A 25321-nucleotide genomic window follows, 5' to 3' on the forward strand; every position below is an offset into this window, starting at 1 on the left:
ATAAAAATGCGGTTCAGCGGTGTTTTTTTCAAGAATCTGACCACAAAAGCTGACGGATTTCTGAAATTAGGAAGATTTGCCGTACAAAAAGACGACAATTGCACTTCTTTCGGGCATTTAGTCCGCGGCTTACTGCGGCATGGACAAACATAATGATCAAAACCAGACGCGTTAGTTATTTTATTGCCGCGACTATGGGGGCGACCATCGGTCTGCTACACGCCTCTTTGACTGCCGCCGCCGACGTGGATCTTGGTAAAGCTTTGTACGCTCCTTGTGTCGCCTGCCACGGTGCAGATGGCGCTGGGATAGCGGCCATGAACGGGCCTGCGCTAGCGGGGCAAGACGGAGCCTATTTAGAGCGGCAGCTTCACAACTTTAAATCCGGTGTCCGGGGTAACGATGAGCGGGATACGCTCGGTAAGCAAATGCAGGGTATGGCCGCGCTTTTAGCCGATGAGGCCTCGGTAGCTAATGTCGTTGCCTATATAGGAAGCCTGCCGTCAGTTAACACTTCAGGCACCATAGAACACGATCAGCGCAACGGTGAAGTGCAGTACAACGCCTCCTGTGGTGCTTGCCATGGCCCAGCGGGTAAAGGCAATTCGACGATGAATGCCCCGCGTTTAGCCGGACTGGATGAAGCCTACCTGCGCCGTCAGTACGCGAACTTTGCTGACGGAGTCCGGGGATCCCACGAGGACGACCGCTTGGGGCGGCAAATGCAGATGATGGCAACAATGTTGAGCACGGAAAAAGACGTAACCGACGTCATTGGATACCTTCTCTCTCAATGAAAGCGCCCCTTTCAGTAAAGGCTTCTTCGCAATGAAGGCTCCCTTGCTCACAGCTTGCATCGTTGGAGCTATTGCGGGTTTTGCGGTCATGGTCGCGAGTTCAAATGACCTTGGGCGTCCCGCAAAGGGTTCGCAGGTGGTCGCCAGCGCAGTGAGTGCCTTCGCTGGGAGCGCGTTGGTTGGTGAGCAAGCTGCACCGGCTAAGATCACACTAAGCGAACTTTGCCCGCCGAGCTTTGAGAAGACCGACGCTGGGGTTTGCGAACTTCGCAACATGTATCAGTTCTATGACTCTCTCCAGAACCAGGGAGTCGGTGGGACGCAAACCGCTTTGCCAGCGCATCGCGATGGTTTTAGTCCCGAGCAAATAGACCTGGGTCGCTACCTGTTTTTTGATCCTGCGCTGTCGGGAGATGGTTCGACGTCCTGTGCCAGTTGCCATCACCCTGAGTTGGGATTTAGTGATGGCCGGGCGCGGGCGGTGGGTGTCGCCGGCCACGAAGTGAAACGGTCTTCGCCCACGCTCTGGAATGTAGCCTTTCTGAAAAACCTGTTTTGGGATGCCCGAGCGGACAGTCTCGAAGAACAGGCCCAGGGGCCGCTGTACTCTCCCGAGGAGATGGGTAACAACCCCGCGCAGTTACTCGCGACACTCCATGGCAGTGAAGACTACCGTCGACTGTTCCGTCAGGCTTTTCCTGCCGGGCAACTCGATGAGATTAGCCTTAAGCAGGTTTACATTTCTCTCGCAGCCTTTCAGACATCGTTGATATCCCTAAACAGCCGTTACGATCGCTATGCACACGGCTATCACGCGGCGCTGACCGACAAAGAAATCGAAGGAATGAACGTGTTCCGTTCTTTTGTAGCTCGCTGCGCTGAGTGCCATACACCGCCATTGTTCACTAATCAGCAAGTTGCCGTTATTGGGTCTCCAGAGCCTCTCGGATTACCTCTGGATATTGGTGCCGAAGCGACATGGAATGCGCCCAAGATGAAGGGTGGTTTCAAAGTCCCTACCTTGCGCAATATCGCAAAGACTGCGCCCTACATGCACTCCGGGCGTTTTGGAACACTGCGAGAGGCCGTGGAGTTTTATACAGGCGGCCGTGGCCACGCGGTCCCCGAGGGCGTTGATATGCACATTCACTGGCATATCTGGGAGCCGAACCTGACTGACGACGAACTCGATCGTCTGGTGGATTTTTTGGGCGCACTGACTGACGAAACGTTTACCCCGGAGATACCCCGTCGGGTTCCCTCCGGTTTGGCACCGATCGGCGTATCGCCGCTGACTGATTTCAACAATAGTGATAACACTTCGCGCACCACGGCGGCAGTTGCCGATGGTTTAGAAGATAAAACGGTAAATCTTGGGGGAGCATCATCATGAGTATAGGAAGAGTATTGGCCGTGGTCTTGATCGCTGTCGCCTTCGTGGCAGGTCTTCAATTCGGCAAGAAGGCTGGCGGATCAGCACCAGTGATTACCACTGCGGGCAGTGGCGCGGCTTACGGTGGGAGTACCGCCGGTGGTGCCAGCGACGCGGATGTTGCTGCAGCGAAAGAGTTCATGGTGCAGGGCAGCAGCAAGTTTGTTGCAGGGCCGCCTATGTCTGATGTAGTCGTCACCGTTGAGGACGGCGAGTCCATTCAGGAAGCGGTTAAAGCCGCTGAGCCCGGAACCACGATTCACGTGATGCCTGGTACTTACAGCGAGACGGTTTACATCGACAAAGACGGTATTCGCCTGATCGGTATTGTCGAAGGATCACAGCGCGCCACTTTGCACGGAGAGGGAACGCTAAACGACGCCATCCTGTTCTCCGGTAACAACATCGTTGTCGAAGGATTCCTGATCACCAAGTACAAAGGCAACGCGATCATGAGTCAGGCGGGTAACAATTTTGAGATTCGCGACAACATTATTGTAGACACCGGTGTTTACGGCATCTTCCCGCAGTTGGGCACCAACGGTGTGGTTGAGCACAACGTCGTCTCTGGCATCGAAGATGCTGCGATCTACGTGGGTATGAGTGACAACATTCACGTGGCGTACAACGAAGTCTTCGACAGTGTTGCAGGTATCGAGATCGAGAATAGCCGTCACGCGATCGTAGAGAGCAACTTCGTGTACAACAACACCGGTGGTGTTCTTGCGTTCATTACTCCGGGACTCCCAATCAAGACGACCTATGACGTCATCATTCGTAACAACTGGATCTCAGACAACAACACGCCAAACTTTGGTGCGCCGGGCTCTACGGTGGGCGGTATCCCTGCGGGTACTGGCATCATGATTATGGCGGCAGATGATGTGGTGATCGAAGGCAACATCATTACCAACAACAAGACTGTGGGAATCATGACGGTAGATCACAATACGGCGGCGGAACTAACCAACGTGACTGTGGATCCCGAAGCCGATCCCAATTCCGATCGTCTGATGATTCTCAACAACACCATGCATAACAATGGCTACGAGACTATTCCCGAGATAAGAGGCCTCATGCTTGCCGATCTTAAGACCGGTAATCCGGATATCTTTGCGATCGGGCCAAGCAATGAGAGCTGCATTATCAATCGGCACCGTTATGTTCACTCAGGTATCGATGACTATGCTGAGTGTGCATTTACGAATACCACGACTATTGGCAACTATCTGATGCCACCCGTGGAGCCTCGAGTGATTGAGCCAGGTGAGCGCGGCAAGATTGCTTATCTAGGAATTTGCGCGGGTTGCCACACCTATGAAGGTCGCATGATTGGGCCTCCAGTAAAGATTATTCAAGCGCTTTACATGGAAAATCCCCATGGCCTTGCGGAGTACATTGCAGCGCCCGTGAAGAAGCGCGAAGACTACCCAGAAATGCCCAAGCAGGATTATCTGGATGAAGAGACTCGTCTGGCAGTGGCTGAATACATGTTGTCTGTCTCTCGCTAGAGCATCGAGTTTAAGAGCCCTTAAGGGGAGCCGAAATAGAAGTTTCAGTGAGGACGCCCCGCTAGAAAACCACTCAGGGCGGCAATGCCGCCCTTTCAAAACTGCAAGATGGCACCTAAAAGCTGTCGCAATTACAAAGAAGCGCAGAGCGCTTTAAGGGAGGGAACATGACCGGTGTAAAGTACCGTCACCTGGCGGTATTGCCGCTTGCCGTGGCCGCAGCTAGTGGCTTGGCACAAGAGAGTAGCAGCCTTCTGGGATCCGGAGGGCTTCTTGAAGAGGTCGTCGTTACCGCGCAAAAGCGCGAGCAAAAGGCGATTGATGTGCCTATCGCTATTGGCACCTTCAGCGCCCGCGACATCGTCAAAACGGGTGCTCTGACGCTTCAGGATATCGACGACTTTATCGTAGGCTTTGATGCCGGCGACGATAGTTTTACGCAAACTGGCTACTCTGTTCGCGGTATCTCGAGCCCGAACATTTCGACCGGTGGTGACCCTTCGGTAGCGACGTTCTATGACGGTGTGTATCTCCCGCGTGCAGCCACAACGGTCGCGTTTGCCGACATGGAACGGGTAGAGGTGTTGAAAGGGCCTCAGGGCACGCTCTTTGGTCGCAATGCCGCGGCAGGTGTCGTAAGCCTTGTACCTAACGCACCGTCCTTCGAAACCGAAGGTTTTGCTCGCGTACGCGCAGGTAACTACAGTCTGGCTCGTGTTGAGGGCATGGTGAACTTGCCCGTGAGCGACACATTCGCACTGCGTGCCAATGCTATTTTCAACCAGCGCGATGGCATATCTGACAACCAGGGCCCCGCAGGTTTTGATGCTGGTGAGAAGGGCAACTGGGGGGCACGCGTTGCTGCACGCTGGGAACCTTCCGACCAGACTGCGTTTCAACTGGCAGTCGACATCGACCACTTTGATCAATCGCCCAGCATGGCGTTAGGACTCAGCCCCTTCGCACTCAATACCGACCCCTATAGTGGGAGTTTTGAGAACGATGTGATTGAAGGTGAAGAAACGCGCGATATGGCGGGTGTCACTGGCAAGATGTTCCATGACTTTAACGATCAATGGTCGATGACCGCGATTGCCAGCTACCGGCAGTTCGAGACGACAAACCGTCAAGATGAAGATGGTACTGCGGACGCAACTCGTTACTTTGATACCAACAACATCGAAGATTCCGACATTGCTTACGGGGAGCTGCAGTTCAACTACAACACCGAGCGAGTAGCCGCGGTATTTGGGGCTACCTACAGTCTGGAAGATACCTTCCAACGCACGGACTCTAATGCGTTAGCCGATTCGATTACACGTTTGGTAACCCAGGACCTCAATGCCAGTTTGGGTACGCCCTTTGACCATATTTGGAATCCTGATGAGTTCGCGTTTCTGTTGAACGCTATCGGTATTCCCGCTACACCCGAAGAAGTGGTCGCAACCGGTGATCTTTACTACGACGTCGTTTCGGGTGCGTTTGGCGCGCCGATTATCTTCGGGCCATCATTCGCTGGTTCAGTGTGGAACGAAGCCATCATCAACGAGGGTGAGTTCGAGAACTATGGTGTGTATGCCGATGTGGAGTACGCGTTGACCGAGCAGCTCTCGCTGACCGCGGGTTTACGCTATAGCGAAGATCACAAAGATTTTAGCTGGCTCATACCCGTCACCAGCTTTTCAGAGCAGCGTCCCGGCGTTACGAATCAAATCTTTACCGGCGCAAGCGGTGAGTTTGAGTCAGCCGCTACCACGCCGTTTGAAGCGAGCGATTCGTGGAGCAAGACTACGGGACGCCTGGTCGCTTCTTATCAACTGAGTGATGAGCTAATCACCTACGCGTCTTACTCTACCGGCTATAAGGCAGGTGGCTTTGATTCTTTGGGGATAGAGTCGTCTCAGCAGCCGCTGGCACCCGAAGAGTCAGACCAGATTGAGCTCGGTTTAAAGGGTGATTTGTTCTCTGGGCGCTTGCAGTTGCAACTCGCACTCTTTGAGCTGAATGTTGATGGCCGTCAGCGCTCGGTCGAAACTCGTCCTCCAGGGCAGGGCAATGCGATCCCCACGGTGATTAACGTGGACACCAGTGTTCAGGGCTTCGAGGTCAATGCCAGCTGGCTCATAGCGGAGAATCTTTTGCTGACGGGTCTTACGACATGGAGAACAGAAGACACGAGCTCGGAAGCCTTCTTTGACGCGAACGGTGAGCTCACGCGTTTTGATGAATCTAATGACGCCGCGAACGACTACACGCTGACGCTGGACTGGCGTCCTCAGTTTGCCACCGGGGAGTTGTTGGTGCGGGGTGAGTACATCTTCAGAGAGAACACGCGTTCGCCGGAAGATCCTAACTACAACCCGGCATTTGAATCCGTCGAGGGATACACTGATGACACCACCTTGGTGAATGGACGAATTGCCTGGACGAATTCTGAAGCTACCTGGGAGCTCGCTCTTTGGGGTCGAAACCTTCTCGACGAGAATTCGCTCACCGGTATCAGTCAGATCACCGCTGCGTCCTTTGGTACGCCCTATGCTCGCATCGCAGATCCACGTACTTACGGTATAGAGGCATTGTTTAACTTTTAGGTGATAATGAGGCTCGGGCTTTCGGGTCCGAGCCTACTTTGTCACGGAGAAAGTTGATAATGGCCATCAAATCATCCTGGGGACACATCAATATTAATGTTAGTGATCTTGATGCCTCCATCGCGTTTTATCAGAAGCTCGGATTTGACAGGTTCTTACCGACGATTCCCTATCTAAATCTCAACGCAGAGCAGCACAACACCCTTGATGGGGGGAGTGCACTTGCCCTTGGTGTGAGTGGTTCGCCAAAAGGTCGTGCTTGCATCATGCAGCTCGACGACGGCTTTCCCAAGCTTGATCTTACGGAGTACTCCGGTCTCGACCAGCGTGATCCTCTAGAGAACAAAGACTTGGGTGTTGTGCGTATTTGTCTTATCTCCGAGGACTTGGCAACCGATTATCAGTCTCTCGTAGATGATGGAGTGGAGTTTCTGTCACCGCCACAGCAATGCCACGAGCGTTTAGCTGATGTTGCGACTTGTGTGGATCCGGACGGTACACGCATTGAGCTATTGCAGGTTTATCTCGAGCGATGGGGAGCATTTCTCTAGAGGAACCACCGTTTATGCCAAAGCAGTTAAACCCCCTCAGCTTCGAAGTTATCTATGGTCTCGCCTGTGAACGCAAAGGCGGCGCGGCAGCTGTTGATGCATTGTTGCCAAGGCCCTCGAGCAAGGCAAAGTTACGCAAACTCTCCAGTGACCGATACTTGGCCGAGTTCACCCGAAAGGTGTTTCAGTCGGGCTTTGTCTGGCGAGTGGTGAACCAGAAGTGGGATAACTTTGAAGAGCTGTTCTGGGGCTTCGATATTGAGCGTCTGTTGATGATGCCCGATGACATGCTAGAGCGAAAAGCCAAGGACCCCGCGATCATTCGCAATTTCACGAAGGTGAAAACCATACGTGAGAACGCCACGATGATTGCCGAAACTGAGCGCTGTGAAGGTAAGAGCTTTGGACAGTTTATTGCCGAGTGGCCAACCGACGACGTGATTGGTTTGTGGAGTTATCTCAAAAAGCATGGCCATCGTTTGGGGGGTAACACCGGACCCTATGCCTTGCGGACTCTCGGTGTGGATAGTTTCTTGCTCACGCAGGACGTTGAGGGTTTTTTGCGCAATCGAGGAGTGATCGATGGGGGAGCGTCGAGTAAAAAATCCCTTCAAGCGACCCAGGACTTTTTCAACGAGCTTCAGTCACAATCAGGGCGATCTCTATCGGCCCTCAGTCGCATTGTTTCCTTCAGTTACGGACAGAACGTCATCGGTATTCAGCGCTAGGCGGTCTCTCGTACCGCGTCGCCAAGGGCTGCGCAAAGCTGCTCGATTTCGGCGTCCTCGATGACAAAGGGTAGGCCCAGCTGAATGGTGTCTCCCCCATAGCGAACGTAAAAGCCTTTCTCCCACATACGCATGCCCACCTCAAAGGGCCTCAGCGTCGGATCTCCGTTCTTAGGCTCCAACGTTATCGCCGCGGCAAATCCATAGTTTCGAATATCGGCGATGTTGGGTGTTCCGTGCAGAGCGTGTATGGCCTCTTCAAGAATGGGAGCTTTCCGGGCCACGCGTTGCGGTAGAGCTTCCTGTTCCAGGACATCAAGGGTTGCTAATGCGGCGGCGCAGGCCACGGGGTGTGCCGAGTAGGTGTAGCCGTGGAAGAACTCCAGCAAGTGCTCAGGAGCATCCTGATTCATGAAGGTATCGTAAATTTCCTTACGGGCTACTACCGCGCCCATAGGAATAGCACCGTTAGTAATCTGCTTAGCGGTGTTCAAGATATCGGGAACCACACCATAGGCGTCTGCGCCGGTCATTGCTCCACAGCGGCCGAAAGCAGTGATCACCTCGTCAAAGATAAGCAGGATGTTGTGCGCTGTGCATATTTCCCGCAGGCGCTTGAGATAGCCCGCGGGAGGCGGCAAAACACCCGCTGATCCGGCCATGGGCTCGACAATAACCGCGGCGATTGTGCTGGCATCGTGAAGAGCAATCATCTCCAATAACTGGTCCGCCAGATGGGCTCCGTGCTCTGGCATGCCCCGTTGAAACTGGTTTTCTGGAATCATTGTGTGAGAGAGGTGGTCGGCCTCCAGGCCCTGACCAAACATTTTGCGGTTGGCGGCGATGCCGCCTACGGAAATACCGCCGAAGTTTACGCCGTGATAGCCCTTGATCCTCCCGATGAGGCGAGTCTTGCTGGGCTGTCCCTTAAGGCGCCAGTACGCCCTGGCCATTTTGAGAGAGGTGTCGGCCGACTCTGATCCCGACCCCGTAAAAAATACGTAGTCCAAGTCTTCTGGCATGAGGTTACGCATACGCTCGGCAAGCTGGAAGGACTTGGGCTGGGCGAACTGAAAAGCGGGCGAGTAATCTAGGGTGCGTAGCTGCTGATTCACGGCGTCGGCAATCTCTGGACGGTTGTGGCCAAGTCCTGATGTCCATAATCCGGACAGGCCATCCATGATTCGGCGCCCTTTGTCATCGATGTAGTAGATACCGTCGGCGGCCACGATGATACGCGGATCCTTTTTGAACTGACGGTTTCCCGAATAGGCCATCCAATGTGCATCGAGACCAGCGTCACTGATCGTGTCGGTCAATCCGGAAGCTGAATGCTCCAGAGGTTTTTCGATGCTGGTCATGGCGTACTCCGGTGTCATGCGGTTACTTCTGAGAGATAGTAGACGGTGAAAACTCTGTGCGCGAACCTCGCCATTTTCAATGCCCTTTGTTTACTATCTTCTTTGTAGATAGCGAGCGGAATCACCCTTTAGGGGGATGTCTAATATCCACGCCGCAGTCGTAGTAACAGGCACCACCAATAGCGGATTCTTGGTGTCCAGGAAGTAAGGCGTTCACCGTATAACCTGTTGGCGAATCTGCTATCCACGCACCCTTAGGCACATAGAGAGTTCCGGGGCGCACGTCGTCGGTCACTCTTGCGGTCAATTGCACGGTGGCACGTTCGTTATGAAGTTCTATGCTCTCGCCGTCCTCTATACCTTGCTCAGCGGCGTCTGCACTGTGGATCTCACACACGATATCGCGCTGCTGATCTTTGAGTCCTCCAAAGGTCGAATTGGTTCGTAACTCGGATGCAGGTGTGACGAGAACAAAATCGCGCTTGTCGGGAGAGTCCAGATAGCGAGGCAGACCCTGACCACAATGCTCTTCCATTGTCTCGCTGTACAACTCTATGCGCCCGCTGGGTGTCGTAAAAACGCCGCCTCGCAACATGGCGGGCTCCGCATAAGGAGTCATATCCAGTGCTTTGCCGTCAGCCTGCGCTGGTATCGCGCTATTGATCGAGGCAAAGGCCTGCTCAATCAATGCATCGTCCGAGTCCTGAAAAGCGGGCTCCGAAAACCCAAAGCGCGTACCCAGGCGGCGGAACAGTTCCATGTTGCTTACAGATTCGCCTTGGCTGGGTAACACGGGTCGCGATCGCTGGAGGTATCGATGGCCATAGGCTTTGTACACGTCGCCATACTCGAAGTGCGTGCTCGCAGGCAGCACCAGATCAGCACAGGCCATAGAGTCGGTCATGGTGACATCACTTCCTACTACGAAAACATTGTCACTTAATAGCGCTGCGCGCATACGCGCTTGCTGCGGATGGACTGCTACCGGGTTATGGTTGTAGATAAAAAGACCTTTGATCGGGGTCTCTTCGCCGGGCTCCAGCACATAGCGTGGAATATCCAAAACGTTGATCTTGCGGATTCCGACAGGCGCTAGATCGGGCCTCGCTAAACGTTCCTTATCGATGGAGAAAAAGCGCCCAACATCGCAAACGCCCGCTCCCATTGGGCCGATGTTTCCCGTTACCGCCATAAGAGAAAAAGCGGCTCTTATGCCTGCGCTGCCGTTGCGGTTTCTCTCCGGTGCTACGCCAATTGTCATTGCCGCCGGTCCGTGCTCGCGGAACATCTCCGCAAGGGCTTCTATTACCGAGGTATCCAAGCCACATAAATCTGCAGCTCTTTGCACTCCAAACTGTTTTGCGGCCGCTCTAAACTGATCACCACCATGGGTGTGTTGCTTGATGAATTCCTCATCCAGATCACCGCTTGCATCGAGGATTGCTGTTAGAGCATAGGCGAGGACGACATCTGAGCCCGGCAGCAACGGAACATGTAAATCCGCATCACGGGCGATTCGCGTACGCTTCGGGTCGATGACCACAAGCTTTGCTCCGCGCTTCTGCGCATCGCGAATAATAGTAGTGAGGTGCAGGTTGCATGTGGTGATGTTGTTGCCCCAAACGAGAATCAGTTTGGACTCAGCAAGCTCCTCGAGATCAATACCTCCCGCGTCACCAAAAACTGTATCCCAGGCCGAACCTGATGTGCCCGCGCAAAGCGTCGAGGAATCAATCTGAGATGCTCCCAGGCGATGGAAAAACCGTTTGTCCATACTGCCGCCCGCGAGTATTCCCATGGGGCCGCCGTAGTAAAGAGGCGCTATCGCCTCGCTACCCCACTGTTGTTGTATGCCAGAGAACTTCTCAAAAACAATGTCCAATGCCTGTTCCCAGCTAATGGGCTGGAAATCACGGCCTCCAAGGCTATCGCGCCTGAGTAAGGGAGTACGGATGCGCAAGTCCCCGTGAACCTGCGCGGGGAACGAGTTCACAACCTTTGCGCAAAGTTTTCCCCGGGTAAACGGATTGGCTTTACCACCCCTTACGGCAGTGATCCTGTCATCTTGTGTTGTAACTTCCAGGCTGCAGGTGTCGGCGCAGTCCAGTGGGCAAACCGTTTGACGGGTTTGCTCAGGTAGAGAGGTGTTTGGGGGTGGCGTGAGCGAGGTATTCTGGTTTGAAACACTTTGGCTCATAACAGAGCTCCTGAGTTTAACTCGGCGGTTCTAATGATCGTCAGTTTGCTGAAGGTAGCGCCAAACACCCAATACCGCGAGGGCAAAAAAGATATGCACGGACATAACCGGTGGCCATCCGAAGAGATAGATGATGTCATTGGCAAGGCTCGCTTTGAAAGGGCCACCACCAAAGGCGAGGCCCCTGGTCGCGAAAAAAGTATTGGCCATCGCTGGGAGCGTGAAGAGCCAGGTCGTAATCAGGGCGGTCCAAAACAGCCAGTTGAATTCTTTTTTGGATAAGCGCATGAACTGGCCGCCAAACGCCATCGCCATGAGTAATAATCCTTGGGTTATGGCTTCCATGTGGCCCATGCGATAGGCCCGCGAATCTCCGGGAATTTGTACATCGACCTGCACGGGTAAAGGCCAAAGAACGATTTCCTGCAGTAGATGAAAGAACCATGCCCAGCCGAATAATATGCCTACAACAAACAAGCCGAGCCCATTCAGAAAAAACAAGGCCTGCATGCGTGAGCTGATAGATGTTTGTGTTGGCTTCATAGTCGCATCTCGATAGTGCTTCCGACGGGGACAGCTTCGTGCAACCTGCGTGTGTCCAATTTCGCTAGATCACTTCCGCCTTCATCAAATACTGAGGCCCATTCGACGCCCCAGGAGGGATCCTTGACACTCTTTGGGTGATAACCCGGCCGTAAAATCCGTAACCATTTCGGAATGATACTTTTCATTACACGGCCGAGAACTTTTAACAGCTTCCAGCGACTTTTCGATGATTGCCAAAGGCCATCTTCTTTCAGGAGGGCTCGATAACCCTGACCAGTGCGCCAAAAAATGTGAGAGGTTGCGTAAACAAGTCCAAAAATTCTCAAAAAGTAACCTGGGTGGAGATGGTGCAGCACGTCATAAGCAACGTTCTTGTGCTCTATTTCCTCGACGAAGTGCCAAAGTATTAGTGATGCGACCGCGGAGTCACTGTCGCCAAATAAGTACTCGCGGTCGTCGATCAGCATTTCGCCGATGGCGAGTGCCATGGCCTCAAAACCTTCCGCATAGGCGAGGTTAAATCGCAGGGAGCGCCTACTCTCAAGTTTCGCGTAATCTTTCGCCAGGGTGCCTTCCATCCTGGCGACCGAGGCGTACCCTTTGGCAGAAAGCGTGTCATTGAATTCCTTATGCCTACGGTAGTGCGTCGCTTCCTGCTTGATGTACTTGTCCAGCTCCTCCAGCAGTGTCTCATCTTTGATGAGAGGACGCGCTTTACGCATGGACTTGATCAAGTACGGCTCCAGATAGGGCATCGCAAGGGAGGCCGAGTTCACGATATGAGCAAACTCGGGCTTGTCGGGATTCCAGCTTTCGTTTCGGGGCGTAAAGTCGAAGGGCATCTTTCGCACAGTCATTCGATCTGGACCGGATGGAAGGATTGAGGCGGCGACTGAGGTGGTGTCCATTGAGTAATCACTTGATAACTTGTTTAGGCTGAATTAGAGTATTTACTCTATTTTTGACTTAGTCAAGCCTACTTGTATGCCCAAGAAAAAGACCAATAACCGCAGCCGAGTGTTGGAAACCTGTCGACACTTGATGAATGTAGAGGGTGCGCAGGCCATTGGCACGACGCGCCTATGCGATGAGTTAGAGATCAGTCCGGGCAATTTGTACTATCACTTCAAGAATAAGGAGGAGATCGTAAGAGCGCTGTTCGAAGAACTGGCAGCGGACTTTCGTGTCGCCTTTGGCGAGGAACCTCCTGAGAGCCTGAGCCCTAAAGTATTTGCCGACTTCTACGTAAAGACTCTGGATGTGGCCTACGACTATCGCTTCTTCTTTAGTGGCCTGTTGCATCTCCTTCGCCAGGATCCGCTACTAAACACGGCGTATCTCGAGCTGCAGGACTGGGCCTTGGAAGGCTTAGCGGGAGTGGCGGCGCAGGCTGCGAGGGAGGGGAATTTGAGGGTCCAAAACAGCCAAAAACGTTACCGCGCTATTGCAGTTAACACGTGGCTCATATGGAGCAATTGGGTTCGCTATCTTGAGATATCAAAGAGCGGCGATCCTATTTCACGGAAAGATATGCTGCTGGGCATCGAGCAGATTTTTGATGTGCTGTCTGGTCACCTCGAGCCAGCTTACGAGGCAGCGGTGAGGCGCCATCTTAAGAATGCTCAATAATCCTTTGGCTTGTGTGGGGTTAATGAGAACTGATGGAGTTTTCCTTGCCAAGACCAATGTTTGTGTTGGGTTCTTTGTCGAACCTTGGCTTTGTCCGGTCTTTTGCTTTTCTGTACGATCGACCCTTTGTGATTTTAAAAACGCAGGCGGAGCCCCGTGACGAGCCAGAAGCAAGTTAAGTTGTCTCATGGAGAATTAGAGTTCAGCGCCATCGAACAGGGCGAAGGCCCCTTGGTTTTGCTGCTCCATGGTTTTCCAGACACCCTGAACACTTGGTGTGAGCAGTTGGAGGTACTCGCGACGGCGGGGTATAGGGCAGTTGCTGTTGCTACACGCGGTTATGAGGCCTCGTCGCAACCCGCCGATGGTGACTTCTCTTCCGAAGCATTAGCGGGAGATGTGATTGCTTGGATAGATCAGCTAGGTGGTCAGGCTGCGCATTTAGTCGGGCATGATTGGGGTGCCTCTATAGCTTATTCAGCTGCGATGACGGCGCCTGAGCGGCTTCTGAGTCTGACCACGATGTCGGTGCCTCACGCCGGACGGTTTCTCGCAGAGATACACAAATTCCCAAAACAGATGAGGCTCTCCTGGTACATCTTGTTCTTCCAGGTTCCAGGCATCGCTGAATATGTTCTTAAGCGAAAGAACTTCGCGTTCTTAAAGTGGCTCTGGCGGACTTGGAGTCCAGGATGGGAGTTCTCTGAACAGGAGTTTGAACAGGTTGCGGAGGCGTTCCGCTGTTCTGAGGTCGTGGAAAGCGCGCTGGGGTACTACCGCGGTGCCGTGGGTCTCGACTCACTACCATGGCGAGGATCCTACGATTCCGAAAAGCCCTGGCCTATCAATGTACCTACCCTCGGCCTTACGGGTAAGAACGAAGGCTGCATCGCCGCTGAGGTTTTCTCCGCAATGATGCGCGAGGATGATTTCCCAAAAGGACTCAAGGTGGTTCAGGTACCCGATGCAGGACACTTCCCTCACAGAGAGCGGCCTGAGTTCGTCAATGCTTTGATCCTGGATTGGCTGGCAAAGCACGACCTCAGTTGACGGGGAGCGGCATCTAGTTCTTATCCAAACTTCCTTCCTGTGCCGCCTATTTTTTGTGAATCCGGCTGAACGAAGCAGCGCGTAGAGCACGCCAGTTACTTAGCAAAGCTAACTTGAGACCGTGTTTATGCGGCTTTCGAGGAATTGGGACAGGACACCAACACCCTGACCGACATTTTGTTTTACCACGTCATTAGCGGTACGGCGGTTGATTCAATCACCGCCACGTCTTTGTTGGCTGAAATGGTGGAGATGGCAAATCGTGACAGCATCACGACTGATGTCCGCGATGGAGCGTTGTTCATTAACGATTCACAGGTAGTCATTACAGACGTACCGGCGACGAATGGAGTTATCCACGCAATCAACACAGTGTTAATGCGGCCGATGTAGGGGAAGATTTAGACCGAGCATTTTCCTGCTCTGGTTCGGTTAGGCAAAACGTCCAGACACCGTCGGTGCTGGACGTTTTTTTTTGGACTTACTGTTGAAAATCCAACGGAGGCGGTCCCGGGGGCAGAATGCCTTCGTACTCATAATCGCCTTTGCGCTCCTTGAACTCTTCCTTGATAGCTTTGATGAGATCGGGGTCGTCGTAGAGGTCAATCATGGTCATCGCCAGTGCTTTTGAGGCATAGACAAGGCCCTTATGGCCGATAGACATACCGCCAGTGGCGACAACAGCCCAAGAGTGCCAAGGTACATCCTTTGGCGCGATGGGTGCGCTGAGGCTAATTGTGGGCACAACGAAGCTGACATCACCGACGTCGGTAGAGCCTCCCGGTGGGTTCTTTTCCGTTTCTCTAAACGGTCTGACCTCAGCGTCCATGCCAAGCTGGGGTTTCTCGGTGGCCTCTTGGATCGCTTTGGCATAGCGCTCTTCTTCTGCTGTGTAGCTTATGGAGCCAAGAGTTTCCAGGTTGGCTTGTAGAGTCGCGCCGCCTGTGCGATTCACAAGAATTTCGTGAACGCCTGATATCAACGTTACTTTGTAGTCTACGTCCGCAAGGATGGCTGCGCCCTCAGCCATTTCTCGAACCCGCTCATACACGGGTGTCATGCCATCACGGCTTCTGTCTCTCACCCGAACCCATATTTTTGAGTAGTCCGGGACGACGTTAACCACTTTACCTGCATCCATGATGTGGTAGTGAATGCGAACCGTAGGCTGGATGTGTTCGCGGTAAGCATTGATGCCGTGGGTATAAAGCTCGAGCGCATCACTGGCCGAACGTCCGTTCCAGGGATCACCCGCGGCGTGGGCGGACTGCCCGTCAAACTCCACCAAAAAATCTACTAAAGACTGGGTGCTTTGCGCACTGGCCTCAATCTTGTCGCCAGGATGCCAGTCCATCATCACGTCCACACCCTCAAAAGCTCCCGCGCGGATCATCCAAAGCTTCCCGAAAAACTTTTCCTCGGCGGGCGTGCCGTAATAGCGAATCGTTCCCGAAATTTCGCCGGCTTCTATCTGTTCTTTCACCGCGATTGCGGCTCCAAGGGAAGCCGCTCCGAATACATTGTGGCCGCAACCATGCCCCGGGGCCCCCGGAGTAAGTGGAGTCCGAGTAGGCACTGAGGCCTGGGATAGTCCGGGTAGGGCATCGAACTCTCCCATGATGCCTATGACCGGTTTACCGCTGCCAAACTCCGCAACGAATGCTGTGGGAATTTCGCCGACACCCGTTTCTACGCGAAAGCCATGCTCCTTTGCGTGTTCGATAAGGGCGGCTGCGGACTTTGTCTCTTTAAAGGCGATTTCTGCGTGGCCCCAGATTTCGTCTGAGAGCGCGGTTAGCGACCCTGCTTGCCGATCTACCGAGGCAATGATGTCAGCTTTGATGGAAACTTTATCAGCACTAAGGCTGGTTGAAGCGGTCGCAATCAACACCGCCGCTCCAAGGCAACGCAAGCTTTGCTTGAGCATGAAGGAGTCCTGTTTTTAAAAAATCATGAAACACGCTAACGCAGGTTGCAGGTGAAGACCAGCGCCAAGTATCTGGCAGTTTCCGTAGGCGAAAAAAAACCCGCAAGAGGACTCGCGGGTTTTAGCGCCTAGCTGACGAAGACTAGAACCGATACGTTGCTTGCAAGGCGTATGAGCGTAATCGATCGGTAGATGCAAAGCCGTTGCCCGGTACAAGAGGCTGGTCATTGCTGTTACCGCTGATCAATTCGTCGGTGAGGTTTTTACCGATGAGCGCGACGTCCCAAGTTCCATCCTGACGACCTAGGCTGAAGCGCAGATCGTACATCGTATAAGCATCCTGACCGGCGTAAATGGGATCCAGATCCGAAGCCGCGAAGAACTCGTCAGAGTAGTTGACGTTGAGGATGCCGCGTGCAACGAGGCTATCCCCAACAGGCATGCTGTAATCCACGTTAAAGTTGAACGCGAACTCTGGTGAGAACAAGTTTGTATCTCCGGTTGCGTCACGAGAGGCATCCGGGGCTCCTCGGTTAACACAATTGCCGCGATCCACTGGCTCGGTGCCGCTCACCGTCCAACACGGTGCATTAGGGAAGTCGCTGTACTCTGCATTCAAGTAGGTGCCAGCGAAGCTCACAACGAGGCCATCTGTAGGGGCCCACTTCATGTCAATCTCCAGACCGCTGGTCTCGACCTCGGCAGCGTTCTGTACAAAAAAGGCCGTCGCGCCGTCAAAGATACTGACCTGATAGTCCTCTACCGTAGAGAAAAACGCGGTGGCGTTTATAGACATAGTGTTATCGAAAAGATAAGTCTTTATGCCGAGCTCGTAACTGATCGCGGTTTCTTCTTCGTATTCAAAGAAGGGGCTGTCGTTGGTTTGCAAGAAGCGACCATCAAAGCCGCCGCCTTTGGTTCCCGTAGAGACGGTACCGAACACCATGGTGTTCTCATTTAGATCCTGCTCGAGAGTCAGAATCCAGTTGATATCCTGCTCATCACGGGTACGGTTTTGGATATCGTGTTCGAAAGTTCCTAAGAGTCCCCCATAGATGCCTTCGGATATAGCGGTGAGTGCAGTTCCTGCAAAGTCACTGAGGAATCGGTCATACTCTGCGGCCGTATCACCGTAAACAACGGTGCCCGGAGGGGCCCCTACACCGGCACTGTAATCCCAGCCGCCGGTAAAGTTCTTATCCAACACGTGGCTGGCAGTCTTTGACTCATCAAAGTAGCGAATGCCTGCGGTTAAGCGGGTTGTGTCAGTAAAGCTATAGGTGCCCGAAGCAAACACAGCCCACATTTCCTGATCCTGACTCATGGAGTAATCACGCGTCAGGTTGGGCGTGAGAATCGCTGGCGCTCCCAGGAGTGGGGACGCGAGTGACGTACCGAAACCTTCGATAGAGCGATACTGCAAGTCACTCTCCTGATAGTACATACCGACGATGTAGTCGAGCTTTTCGCCGCCCGGAGAGGTAAGGCGTATTTCCTGGCTGAACTGGTCGTAGTCTTCGGTCGCGTCTACCTGAATCAAAGGGATCGCGGCGAAGTCACAGTCGCAGACATCGCGGTAGTTGTATTCGGCGTATCCGGTAATCGCTGTGACCGTGTGATCTCCAACGGCCCAATCAATGGTCAATGTACCCAGATCCATTTCGTTGTTGCTGAATTCAGGCTTGTCCGGGAATCCGGGTAAGCCTGCATACTCGGGCACTACCTGGCCAAGGACGACGCCTCCGTCATTGTCTACGGCTCGTTCGTCGTCAAATCGTTCGGCACCGATGCCGGTACCTGAACCTACGGCAACCAATGCCGAGTTGAGACCGCCAAAAGCGACGCCCGTACCCGTGGGATCATTCACCGTGAGCTGCGTGAATTGTTGCGTTTGCTCGAACTCACTGCTTTCCCACTTACCGGTGATCGAGAGATTATCTGTCGCGTCCCAGGCTAGCTGCATGCGGATGGTTTTGTCATCGCGCTCAGGGCCGTCTTCACCGGTCATAATGTTGTCGAGATAACCATCCATCTGATACCCGCGAACCGCTATACGGCCAGACAAGTTGTCAGTGATGGGTCCGGATAACACGGCACTGATCTCCTGCTCTCCGTAGTTGCCGTACAGGGCACTTACCGATCCCTCAACTTCTTCGGTGGGCTTTGCAGTGATGAGATGGATGGCGCCGCCGATGGTGTTCTTACCAAATAGAATACTCTGAGGTCCTCGCAGGACTTCCACGCGCTCTAGGTCCATGAAAGGAGCTCGCGACAATTGGTGGCGTCCCATGTAAACGCCGTCGTGGAACATTGAGACTGACAGTTCAATTCCTTGGTTAACACCCGCCGTACCGATGCCGCGTATGAAAATGAAGTTACCGATAGGGCTTTGGGACATCGTTACAGCAGGGATGTCGACCGCGAATTCTGCTGCTCGCGTGATCCCCATATCTTTAATGTCTTCCCCACTTTTTGACAGCATGGAGATCGCAACATCCTGCATACTCTCGGCTCTTCGCGAGGCGGTCACGATGACCTCCTCTAATTGGGCTTGAGCAAAATCTGCTCCGGAGATTAGTGCAGCGGCAACCGCCGTACTCAGTATTCCTGGTTTGAAGAAGGTTTTATTTTGGGCAGTGTTAACAGGCATGCGATGGATTCCTTTATGTGGTTTATAGTAATTATTAAGGTGCTTACTATAGTCGAGTGTATTTAGATCATTTAAAAGGCCACTTATGTCACAAAATAAAAGTATCGCTGCGCTACGTACTCCCGATGAACGCTTTGTAGATGTTCCAGATTTTGATTACCCGGTTTCCTACGCAGACGATCTGCCGGGCTATGAAGGTCTTCGCATAGCCTGGATTGATGCCGGCCCGTCGGACGCCGAAGAAGTGTTTTTGTGTCTCCATGGTGAACCGAGTTGGTCGTTTCTTTACCGTCGGATGATGCCGGTGTTTCTAGAATCGGGAGCCCGGGTCATTGCGCCGGACTTACTGGGCTTTGGTCGCTCCGACAAGCCAACGGAGCAGTCGGACTACACGTTCAATTTTCACCGTGATTATCTCCTGGAGCTTGTCGAGCGACTGGATTTACGCAACATCACCTTGGTTGTCCAGGATTGGGGCGGGCTTCTTGGCCTGACTTTACCTGTAGACGAACGCTTCAAGCCGCGACTCTCTCGCTTGTTGGTAATGAACACCGGCTTGGGTGTGGGTAAGTCTCCCAGTGATGGCTTTCTTGCATGGAAGAACTATGCACTAGCTACGCCGGACCTACCCATTGGTGAGCTTATTGCGCGAGGCACGCCTCATTTAACCGACGCGGAGATCGCCGCCTACGATGCGCCGTTCCCGGGACCGGAATACAAGGCCGGTGCTCAGATGTTTCCTGCGCTCGTGCCTGTCTCGCCCGAGATGGAAGGTGTTGATGTGAGTCTTAAGGCCGCGGAGTTTTGGTCAACGGAATGGTCGGGCAAGAGTTTTATGGCTATCGGCGATGCGGATCCTGTCCTTGGACCCGCAGTCATGGAAAACCTTCGCTCAATGATTAAGGGCTGCCCTTCCGCCATGATCGTCGAAGGCGGTGGCCATTTTGTGCAGGAGTGGGGTGAGTCAATTGCTCGTGCTGCATTGGAGTCCTTCGCAGACTAGACGGCAGAGTTGGGGCAAAGTTACTCAAAGCGCTCACCGCCGCGCTCCAGCCAGCCATCTTCGTGTCTACCCCGGGGGTCGTGGTGCGTCCAATGCATCACTCCCCCTTTCTCGTTCCATTCATATTCACCGTTGAAGCCAACCCGATCCCCTTTCTGCAGGCGGGGGACACGCGGCGCAAGATCAATATTGTGGGCGACAAGTAAGGTCAGCCCGGAGTCCAGTTCTAAAAGAAATTTTTGGTGTTGACTGCCTTTTGTATCGTCGGGGAGGACATGAACCACGGTGCCGCTGCCTTGTACCTGCAGGTTACTTTGACGATTCTCAAAGGCCGCTTCCAAGATAGCGTCGCTGCTTGCAGCCGATGCGCTGGACGCGTCTGGAAAACTGGAGAAGGTAGTAGCGCCATATTCGTTCCATAGCCAGGTGACCAGTGCGAGACCGATAACCAGGGGTAGTGATTGTTTTTTCTTCATCGCTTGCTCCGGTGTTTGGTGAATCGCGTAGGTGTAGCACTGGTCGGGTCATCGGGCCAGGGGTGTTTAGGGTAGCGGCCACGCATCTCTTTTTTTACTGCATCGTAGCTGTTACTCCAAAAACTTGGCAGGTCCTGCGTGACCTGCAGAGGGCGTCCCGCAGGAGAGAGTAGATGAACTAACAAGTGCACCCTCCCTCCAGCTACGCTGGGTGATTCAGCTGAGCCGAACATTTCCTGGAGTTTTACCGGCAGCGTAGGAGGATCTTCGCTGTAGTTAATTTTCACTTTAGAGCCTGAAGGTACTTCAAAACGCTCCGGCAATTCACTGCTCAATTTCTGCTGTTGTTCCCAAGAAAGCAGAGATTGAAGCGCGGAGAGCAGATCCAGCTTTTTGAGCTCGGACAGATTCTTTATCGTGAGTAGGTAGGGGGCTAGCCATGATTCGAGAGTTGTCTTTAGCTCGGTGGATTCAAGGGAGGGCCACCCGGTTTCGAGTCGCGACATCAGTCGAACCTTGTTTCTAAACTCCACAGCCTTGTCAGACCATGGCAGATTGCTGAGATCTGCCTCCCGTGTAAGGGCTATAAGCTTCTCTGTGCGCGCTTCATCGGATACATCGCTAAGGCGCTCTTTGCTTAAAGATAAGGCGCCCACGCTCGTCCGGCGTTCCGCAATAAACCGTCCAGTTTTGCTATCCCAGTCAACGACAGTTGAGTCGGTGACTTGTTCTGCCAGAAGGGTTTCAAACAGTGCGGGATCAAGAGGCGCGGCGGACCGAATCATGTCACCCCTGCGCCCCGCCATGCCGCCTACTTCGGCGACTGCGAGCCATTTTGATTTGCCCAGTGCATTGGGTTTATCGAACTCACAGCTGCGGCCATTTGCTAGCTGGTAGCCTCCTGAGTGACGTAGTCTCGCGATGCGATCGGGGTACGCACTGGCGAGGAGAAACCCTGTCAGTTGATTTTGGCTAGGACGAGGCAGGCGGGCAGGAGTGTCCCTTGGCATTTGCCGCAAAAATTGCTTCGCTAAATCCATGGTCCGCTTTTGCCAGCTGCGAAACACAGAAGGGCAGGGCACTTCGCCACTCAGGTACTCCAGACTGGTGCGCATATCTGCCGACTCCTGACTGATGGGATCGCGGTCAGAGAGCACGGCTGCGAGGTGAGCCGCGGATTCTGAAGCACCTGCAGACTGACCCATGAGTAGCATGTGGGCGAGTCGTGGATGGGCGGATATACGGGCCATAGCGTTCCCGTGAGCCGTGAGGCTTAAGGCCGAGCCACTGCGTTCCAAGGCGCAAAGTTTCAAGAGAAGATCCTGCGCCTGCTCATAAGATCCTGCGGGGGGAGGTGTTAACCATCCAAGTTCATTGGAATGGTAGACGCCGAATGCAAAGAGCTGCAGTACCAGTGAGCTAAGATCTGCGTTCTGAATTTCCGGCTCGTCCTGAGTCGTTCGTTGTTGTTGCTCTGATTCGGACCATAGTCGGTAGCATGTACCCGGGCGCAGCCGGCCTGCGCGTCCTTTGCGCTGCACACTGGAGGCCTGAGAGATCTTTACCGTCGCCAATCGGCTCATACCGGTACTGGGATCAAATTGCGGTTTCCTTTCCAGGCCGGAATCAATGACGACATCGACACCGTCTATAGTCAGGCTTGTTTCGGCAATGTTCGTCGCGAGCACAAGCTTGAGTTCACCTTGTGGGCTTGGGGCGATCGCCTGCTGCTGCTGCGATAGGCTGAGATCGCCGTAGAGCGGTCTGATAGCAACCCGGTCGGGCACCTCTAGCTGTGTCGCTACCTGACGAATCTCGCCCTGACCGGGTAAAAACACAAGAATACTGCTGTCCGGATGCTTCATAAAGGCGTTTTGAATTGCCCGCGCCACTCGATCAGCGATTCGCTCTCTCGGTTTTCCACTGCCCAGGTAGTGCACGTCTACCGCAAACAGTTTGCCTTCGCTGCGTATAGCTTTGGTTTGTAAGAATGCGTCTAGCTCGTCAGTGCCTAGGGTTGCTGACATCAGCATGATGCGGAGAGGGGGATCTTGTTCAAAGGTGCTGCGGGCATTGAGCGCCAAGGTCAGACCCAAATCTGCGTCCAGGGAGCGCTCATGAAACTCGTCAAAGATCAGCAACCCCACATCACTGAGTGACGGATCATCCTGCAGCATTCTCAGAAGAATGCCTTCGGTTACTACTTCTAGACGCGTTGCAGCACTGATCTTTGTATCTAAGCGCATGCGGTAGCCAACGGTCTGACCTATCTGTTCGTTGATCAATGCTGCCATTCGCAGAGCTGCATTTTTTGCTGCTATACGCCGGGGCTGAAGCATGATGATCTTGCGGTCGTGCAGCCACGGCTCCTCAAGCAAGGCGATAGGGACGACAGTGGTTTTTCCTGCGCCCGTGGGAGCTTCGAGAACAAGATTTTGCTCATCGGCCAGGTGCGCGCGAATCTCATCAAGCAGTGCGCATATGGGAAGTCCAAGATTGGATACTTTCGAGAGCATGATTGCCTTGCTACCGGTTTGGCAGCGAACTCCTAGAGTGTGTTTTCTGGCGGTTTTCGGGCATTTGTTAGTAATGATCCCAATTTAGAAATGGTTACGTATGTACTGAGGGGTGTTAGTGTGACACGAAGTTGAGCGTTTAACGGCGCTGTTGTTTGGCGGCATATAGATAAGAAGGGAGCGATCACCATGACAAAACAACGCGAAAACAATCAGGACCTAGAGACCACACCCGTGCCTTCAGAGGAGACTCTGCCGGGACGACGTAAGGTTCTGGAGATTATGGGTATGACGGCTATCGCCCTGCCTGTACTGGGTCTGCAGGCCTGTGGAAGTGACGAGGGCTCTACACCGGCTGCTCCGTCCATGGATAAGGTCGAGCCCGCGATGGCGGATATGGCTGGAGAAGCTGAGGACATGGCTGCCTCAGCAATGGACAGTGCCGAAGACGCTGTGGACAGCGCCAAAGAGGCTGCTGCAGAGACTATGGAGGAGGCGTCGGATGAAGTTGAGGCCATGGCTGATGATGCAGCAGAAGCCGTGGAGGAAGCGGCTTCTGAGAGCGCGACCATCGCTAGCGACGCCATGGCGCAGCTCGATGAGAACGGCCCCCAAGCTGCTGGCCTGGGATATCGACATGATGCCACTACTGTTAAGAATGCTCGTTATAGTGCAGGACAGCAGTGCTCCAACTGTGTGCTGTTTCAGGGTGGTGACAGTGAGTGGGGCGGTTGCCCGCTCTTCACTGGTAGCCAGGTGAAAGCGACCGGTTGGTGTAGCGCCTATTCTGCAGCGGGTTGATCCCGATGTAGAGATAAGGAAGGGCGCCTAAGGGCGCCTTTTTTCTTAGTGGCGAGTGCCGCCGTGGTGGGCCAGGTCATAAACCCGGTGTCGTGGTATTGAATCCGTTTTTGATTAGACGCGCTCGAGTCGAAAGCTTAGGACCGCACCAAGAGCAGCCATAAGGAGCAAGGTGGCAAGTACCATGTCATTTCCGAAGCGCTGAGCTATCAACCCCAAAGTACCACCGAGGAGTACGAAGCAACCGATCACGGTATTGCTGATGGCTACATAGGCCGCTCTGTTATCGGCGTCAGCGAGATCTACGATGTAGGTTTTTCGACCCAGACGAGTCCCCTGATGAGCTATTGCCGCGACATAGATTGCAATTGCGCCCGCTAAGCCGCCAGCTGCTTTCATCCAGTCCTCGGAGGCACAAAGCACAGCTGCCAGAGTGCCTGCAGTCAGTAATCCTGAGATGGCCATTACTCGGTGCGATGCTCTGTCCGAGTAGATTCCCCAGAACACACCCGAGGTCATCGCCGCGAGTCCCTCTGCAAGCATTACCAGAGCAAGAGCGCGGGTACTGCCTTCAGCGTTTGCAAACACCATGACCACGAGAAACGGTATCGCGTACGCAGTACTGATTAGCAGCATGCGAGTAAAAACAAAGGCGCGTAGAGCTGTATCGGTCTTTAAGAGCGTGGCGCTGTTGAGTGCGCTTTTGAGTGCCGATGCGCCGCCCTCCGTGGCCCCCGCTTGCTCCGGTACCTGCCAGTAGAGGAGAGCTGCGATAAGCCAAAGCGCTCCTGCACAACACAGCATCGTCACTAGCAATGGTAAAGACGTTTTCCCTTCAGATAGCAGCAGAAACAAACCAAAAGCAATTGTGAATACCCCTGCCACACTGCTGGCCAGACCACCGAGTCGACCGCGACGCCCTTTTGCGACGGTCTTCCCCAGCACATCCTTGGAGGCTACGGAGCATAAGCCTCGCGCCAGGCTGTATAGCGCAAGCGAGATTAATATGGCTGAAGCGGTAAGAGATGCATTGGGGAGCAGGAGTGCCATGGGCATTGCCAGCATGCACAAGCCCTGAAGAAAGGCCCCCAGTACATACACGTGTTTTCTTAGGGGTTGCTTGCGCAGACTCGCAGCAATGGCCAGCTGGGGCATCAGCGAAAGAGATTCTCGGATCGGGACAAGCCAAGCGATAAAAAATGCGGGCGCGCCGATGCTGCTCAAAAGCCAGGGAAGGACGATGCGGCTGCTACCGAGAGTGTCACTGCACTTTGATGCAAGCTGCGCCAACAGCTGTAAGGTAAAGCTACGAGGTTGGACGTCACAGGCGTCATCGGAGATATCACGACAAGCTCTGGCGTTCTCTTCATCGGAAAGGAGTTCGAAGACGGTCTCGGACGGAATTCGCATGGTTGATGGGTCTTTTGCAGTCGCCTCAATTTTACCGGATTCGCTGAATACTTTGGTCCCTCAAGAAGGGGATGGGCGCTGCTATTCGTGAGTCAAAATTGACATCCTCTTACGTAAGCTTGAAATTACACTGATGCAGACAGTA

General features: G+C 53.7%; 20 protein-coding genes. 11 read left to right on the forward strand and 9 right to left on the reverse strand.

Annotation, left to right across the window (positions count from 1 at the left end):
- The first annotated feature begins 152 nt into the window (after positions 1 to 152).
- The 6 genes from R0137_RS05360 to R0137_RS05385 all read left to right on the forward strand — a co-directional run bounded on the left by R0137_RS05360 (position 153) and on the right by R0137_RS05385 (position 7610).
- Positions 153 to 797, forward strand: coding sequence for a c-type cytochrome (locus R0137_RS05360; RefSeq protein WP_407329134.1), 645 nt, complete (start codon positions 153 to 155; stop codon positions 795 to 797).
- Between the two features lie 31 nt (positions 798 to 828).
- The gene (locus tag R0137_RS05365; protein WP_407329136.1) at positions 829 to 2190 is read left to right on the forward strand and encodes a cytochrome-c peroxidase; all 1362 of its coding nucleotides are present in this window, start codon (positions 829 to 831) and stop codon (positions 2188 to 2190) included.
- Positions 2187 to 3740 carry a parallel beta-helix domain-containing protein gene (locus R0137_RS05370; RefSeq protein WP_407329138.1) on the forward strand — a complete coding sequence of 518 codons (1554 nt, stop codon included), beginning with the start codon at positions 2187 to 2189 and terminating at the stop codon, positions 3738 to 3740. The genes R0137_RS05365 and R0137_RS05370 overlap by 4 nt, the downstream gene beginning before the upstream one ends.
- Positions 3741 to 3907: 167 nt before the next feature.
- Entirely contained in the window at positions 3908 to 6331 is a 2424-nt protein-coding gene (locus R0137_RS05375; RefSeq protein ID WP_407329140.1) for a TonB-dependent receptor, read from the forward strand.
- A gap of 59 nt (positions 6332 to 6390) precedes the next feature.
- Positions 6391 to 6882, forward strand: coding sequence for a VOC family protein (locus R0137_RS05380; RefSeq protein WP_407329141.1), 492 nt, complete (start codon positions 6391 to 6393; stop codon positions 6880 to 6882).
- 14 nt (positions 6883 to 6896) lie between these two features.
- Positions 6897 to 7610 (forward strand): DNA-3-methyladenine glycosylase I, encoded by a 714-nt coding sequence (locus tag R0137_RS05385; RefSeq protein WP_407329143.1) that lies wholly within the window; start codon positions 6897 to 6899, stop codon positions 7608 to 7610.
- On the opposite strand, the gene R0137_RS05390 is transcribed toward R0137_RS05385, so the two are convergent.
- The 4 genes from R0137_RS05390 to R0137_RS05405 form a co-directional block, all read right to left on the reverse strand.
- Positions 7607 to 8971 (reverse strand): aspartate aminotransferase family protein, encoded by a 1365-nt coding sequence (locus tag R0137_RS05390; protein WP_407329145.1) that lies wholly within the window; start codon positions 8969 to 8971, stop codon positions 7607 to 7609. The two genes, R0137_RS05385 and R0137_RS05390, sit on opposite strands and share 4 nt — an antisense overlap.
- A gap of 121 nt (positions 8972 to 9092) precedes the next feature.
- The gene (locus R0137_RS05395; protein ID WP_407329146.1) at positions 9093 to 11168 is read right to left on the reverse strand and encodes a molybdopterin-dependent oxidoreductase; all 2076 of its coding nucleotides are present in this window, start codon (positions 11166 to 11168) and stop codon (positions 9093 to 9095) included.
- A 30-nt stretch (positions 11169 to 11198) separates the two neighbouring features.
- The gene (locus tag R0137_RS05400) at positions 11199 to 11711 is read right to left on the reverse strand and encodes a hypothetical protein (protein ID WP_407329148.1); all 513 of its coding nucleotides are present in this window, start codon (positions 11709 to 11711) and stop codon (positions 11199 to 11201) included.
- Positions 11708 to 12622, reverse strand: a complete 915-nt coding sequence (locus tag R0137_RS05405; protein WP_407329150.1) for a metal-dependent hydrolase — start codon at positions 12620 to 12622, stop codon at positions 11708 to 11710. Before R0137_RS05405 ends, R0137_RS05400 begins: the two co-directional genes overlap by 4 nt.
- A gap of 76 nt (positions 12623 to 12698) precedes the next feature.
- Between R0137_RS05405 and R0137_RS05410 the strand changes: the two genes are divergently transcribed.
- The 3 genes from R0137_RS05410 to R0137_RS05420 all read left to right on the forward strand — a co-directional run bounded on the left by R0137_RS05410 (position 12699) and on the right by R0137_RS05420 (position 14786).
- Positions 12699 to 13343, forward strand: coding sequence for a TetR/AcrR family transcriptional regulator (locus R0137_RS05410; RefSeq protein ID WP_407329152.1), 645 nt, complete (start codon positions 12699 to 12701; stop codon positions 13341 to 13343).
- 156 nt (positions 13344 to 13499) lie between these two features.
- Positions 13500 to 14393: an alpha/beta fold hydrolase gene (locus R0137_RS05415; RefSeq protein ID WP_407329154.1), complete on the forward strand. Its 894-nt coding sequence runs from the start codon at positions 13500 to 13502 to the stop codon at positions 14391 to 14393.
- A 144-nt stretch (positions 14394 to 14537) separates the two neighbouring features.
- On the forward strand, positions 14538 to 14786 hold the full coding sequence (locus R0137_RS05420) for a fasciclin domain-containing protein (protein ID WP_407329155.1): 249 nt from the start codon (positions 14538 to 14540) through the stop codon (positions 14784 to 14786).
- Between the two features lie 88 nt (positions 14787 to 14874).
- On the opposite strand, the gene R0137_RS05425 is transcribed toward R0137_RS05420, so the two are convergent.
- Both R0137_RS05425 and R0137_RS05430 read right to left on the reverse strand, forming a co-directional pair.
- Positions 14875 to 16320, reverse strand: coding sequence for an amidohydrolase (locus tag R0137_RS05425; protein ID WP_407329157.1), 1446 nt, complete (start codon positions 16318 to 16320; stop codon positions 14875 to 14877).
- 142 nt (positions 16321 to 16462) lie between these two features.
- Positions 16463 to 18970 (reverse strand): TonB-dependent receptor, encoded by a 2508-nt coding sequence (locus R0137_RS05430; protein ID WP_407329159.1) that lies wholly within the window; start codon positions 18968 to 18970, stop codon positions 16463 to 16465.
- Between the two features lie 85 nt (positions 18971 to 19055).
- Between R0137_RS05430 and R0137_RS05435 the strand changes: the two genes are divergently transcribed.
- Positions 19056 to 19973, forward strand: a complete 918-nt coding sequence (locus R0137_RS05435) for a haloalkane dehalogenase (RefSeq protein WP_407329161.1) — start codon at positions 19056 to 19058, stop codon at positions 19971 to 19973.
- Between the two features lie 20 nt (positions 19974 to 19993).
- On the opposite strand, the gene R0137_RS05440 is transcribed toward R0137_RS05435, so the two are convergent.
- A complete protein-coding gene (locus tag R0137_RS05440; protein ID WP_407329163.1) occupies positions 19994 to 20449 on the reverse strand; it encodes a DUF3465 domain-containing protein in 456 nt (151 codons plus the stop codon).
- The gene (hrpB, locus tag R0137_RS05445) at positions 20446 to 22965 is read right to left on the reverse strand and encodes an ATP-dependent helicase HrpB (RefSeq protein ID WP_407329164.1); all 2520 of its coding nucleotides are present in this window, start codon (positions 22963 to 22965) and stop codon (positions 20446 to 20448) included. Before hrpB ends, R0137_RS05440 begins: the two co-directional genes overlap by 4 nt.
- Positions 22966 to 23154: 189 nt before the next feature.
- Here hrpB and R0137_RS05450 point away from each other — a divergent pair, with 189 nt between their 5' ends.
- A complete protein-coding gene (locus R0137_RS05450; protein ID WP_407329165.1) occupies positions 23155 to 23766 on the forward strand; it encodes a high-potential iron-sulfur protein in 612 nt (203 codons plus the stop codon).
- A gap of 114 nt (positions 23767 to 23880) precedes the next feature.
- Here R0137_RS05450 and R0137_RS05455 read toward each other — a convergent pair whose 3' ends face one another.
- Positions 23881 to 25176, reverse strand: a complete 1296-nt coding sequence (locus tag R0137_RS05455; RefSeq protein WP_407329167.1) for an MFS transporter — start codon at positions 25174 to 25176, stop codon at positions 23881 to 23883.
- Positions 25177 to 25321: the final 145 nt, after the last annotated feature.

It is taken from the genome of Congregibacter brevis, assembly GCF_045689245.1.
In the GTDB taxonomy this organism is placed as follows: Bacteria; Pseudomonadota; Gammaproteobacteria; order Pseudomonadales; family Halieaceae; genus Congregibacter; species Congregibacter brevis.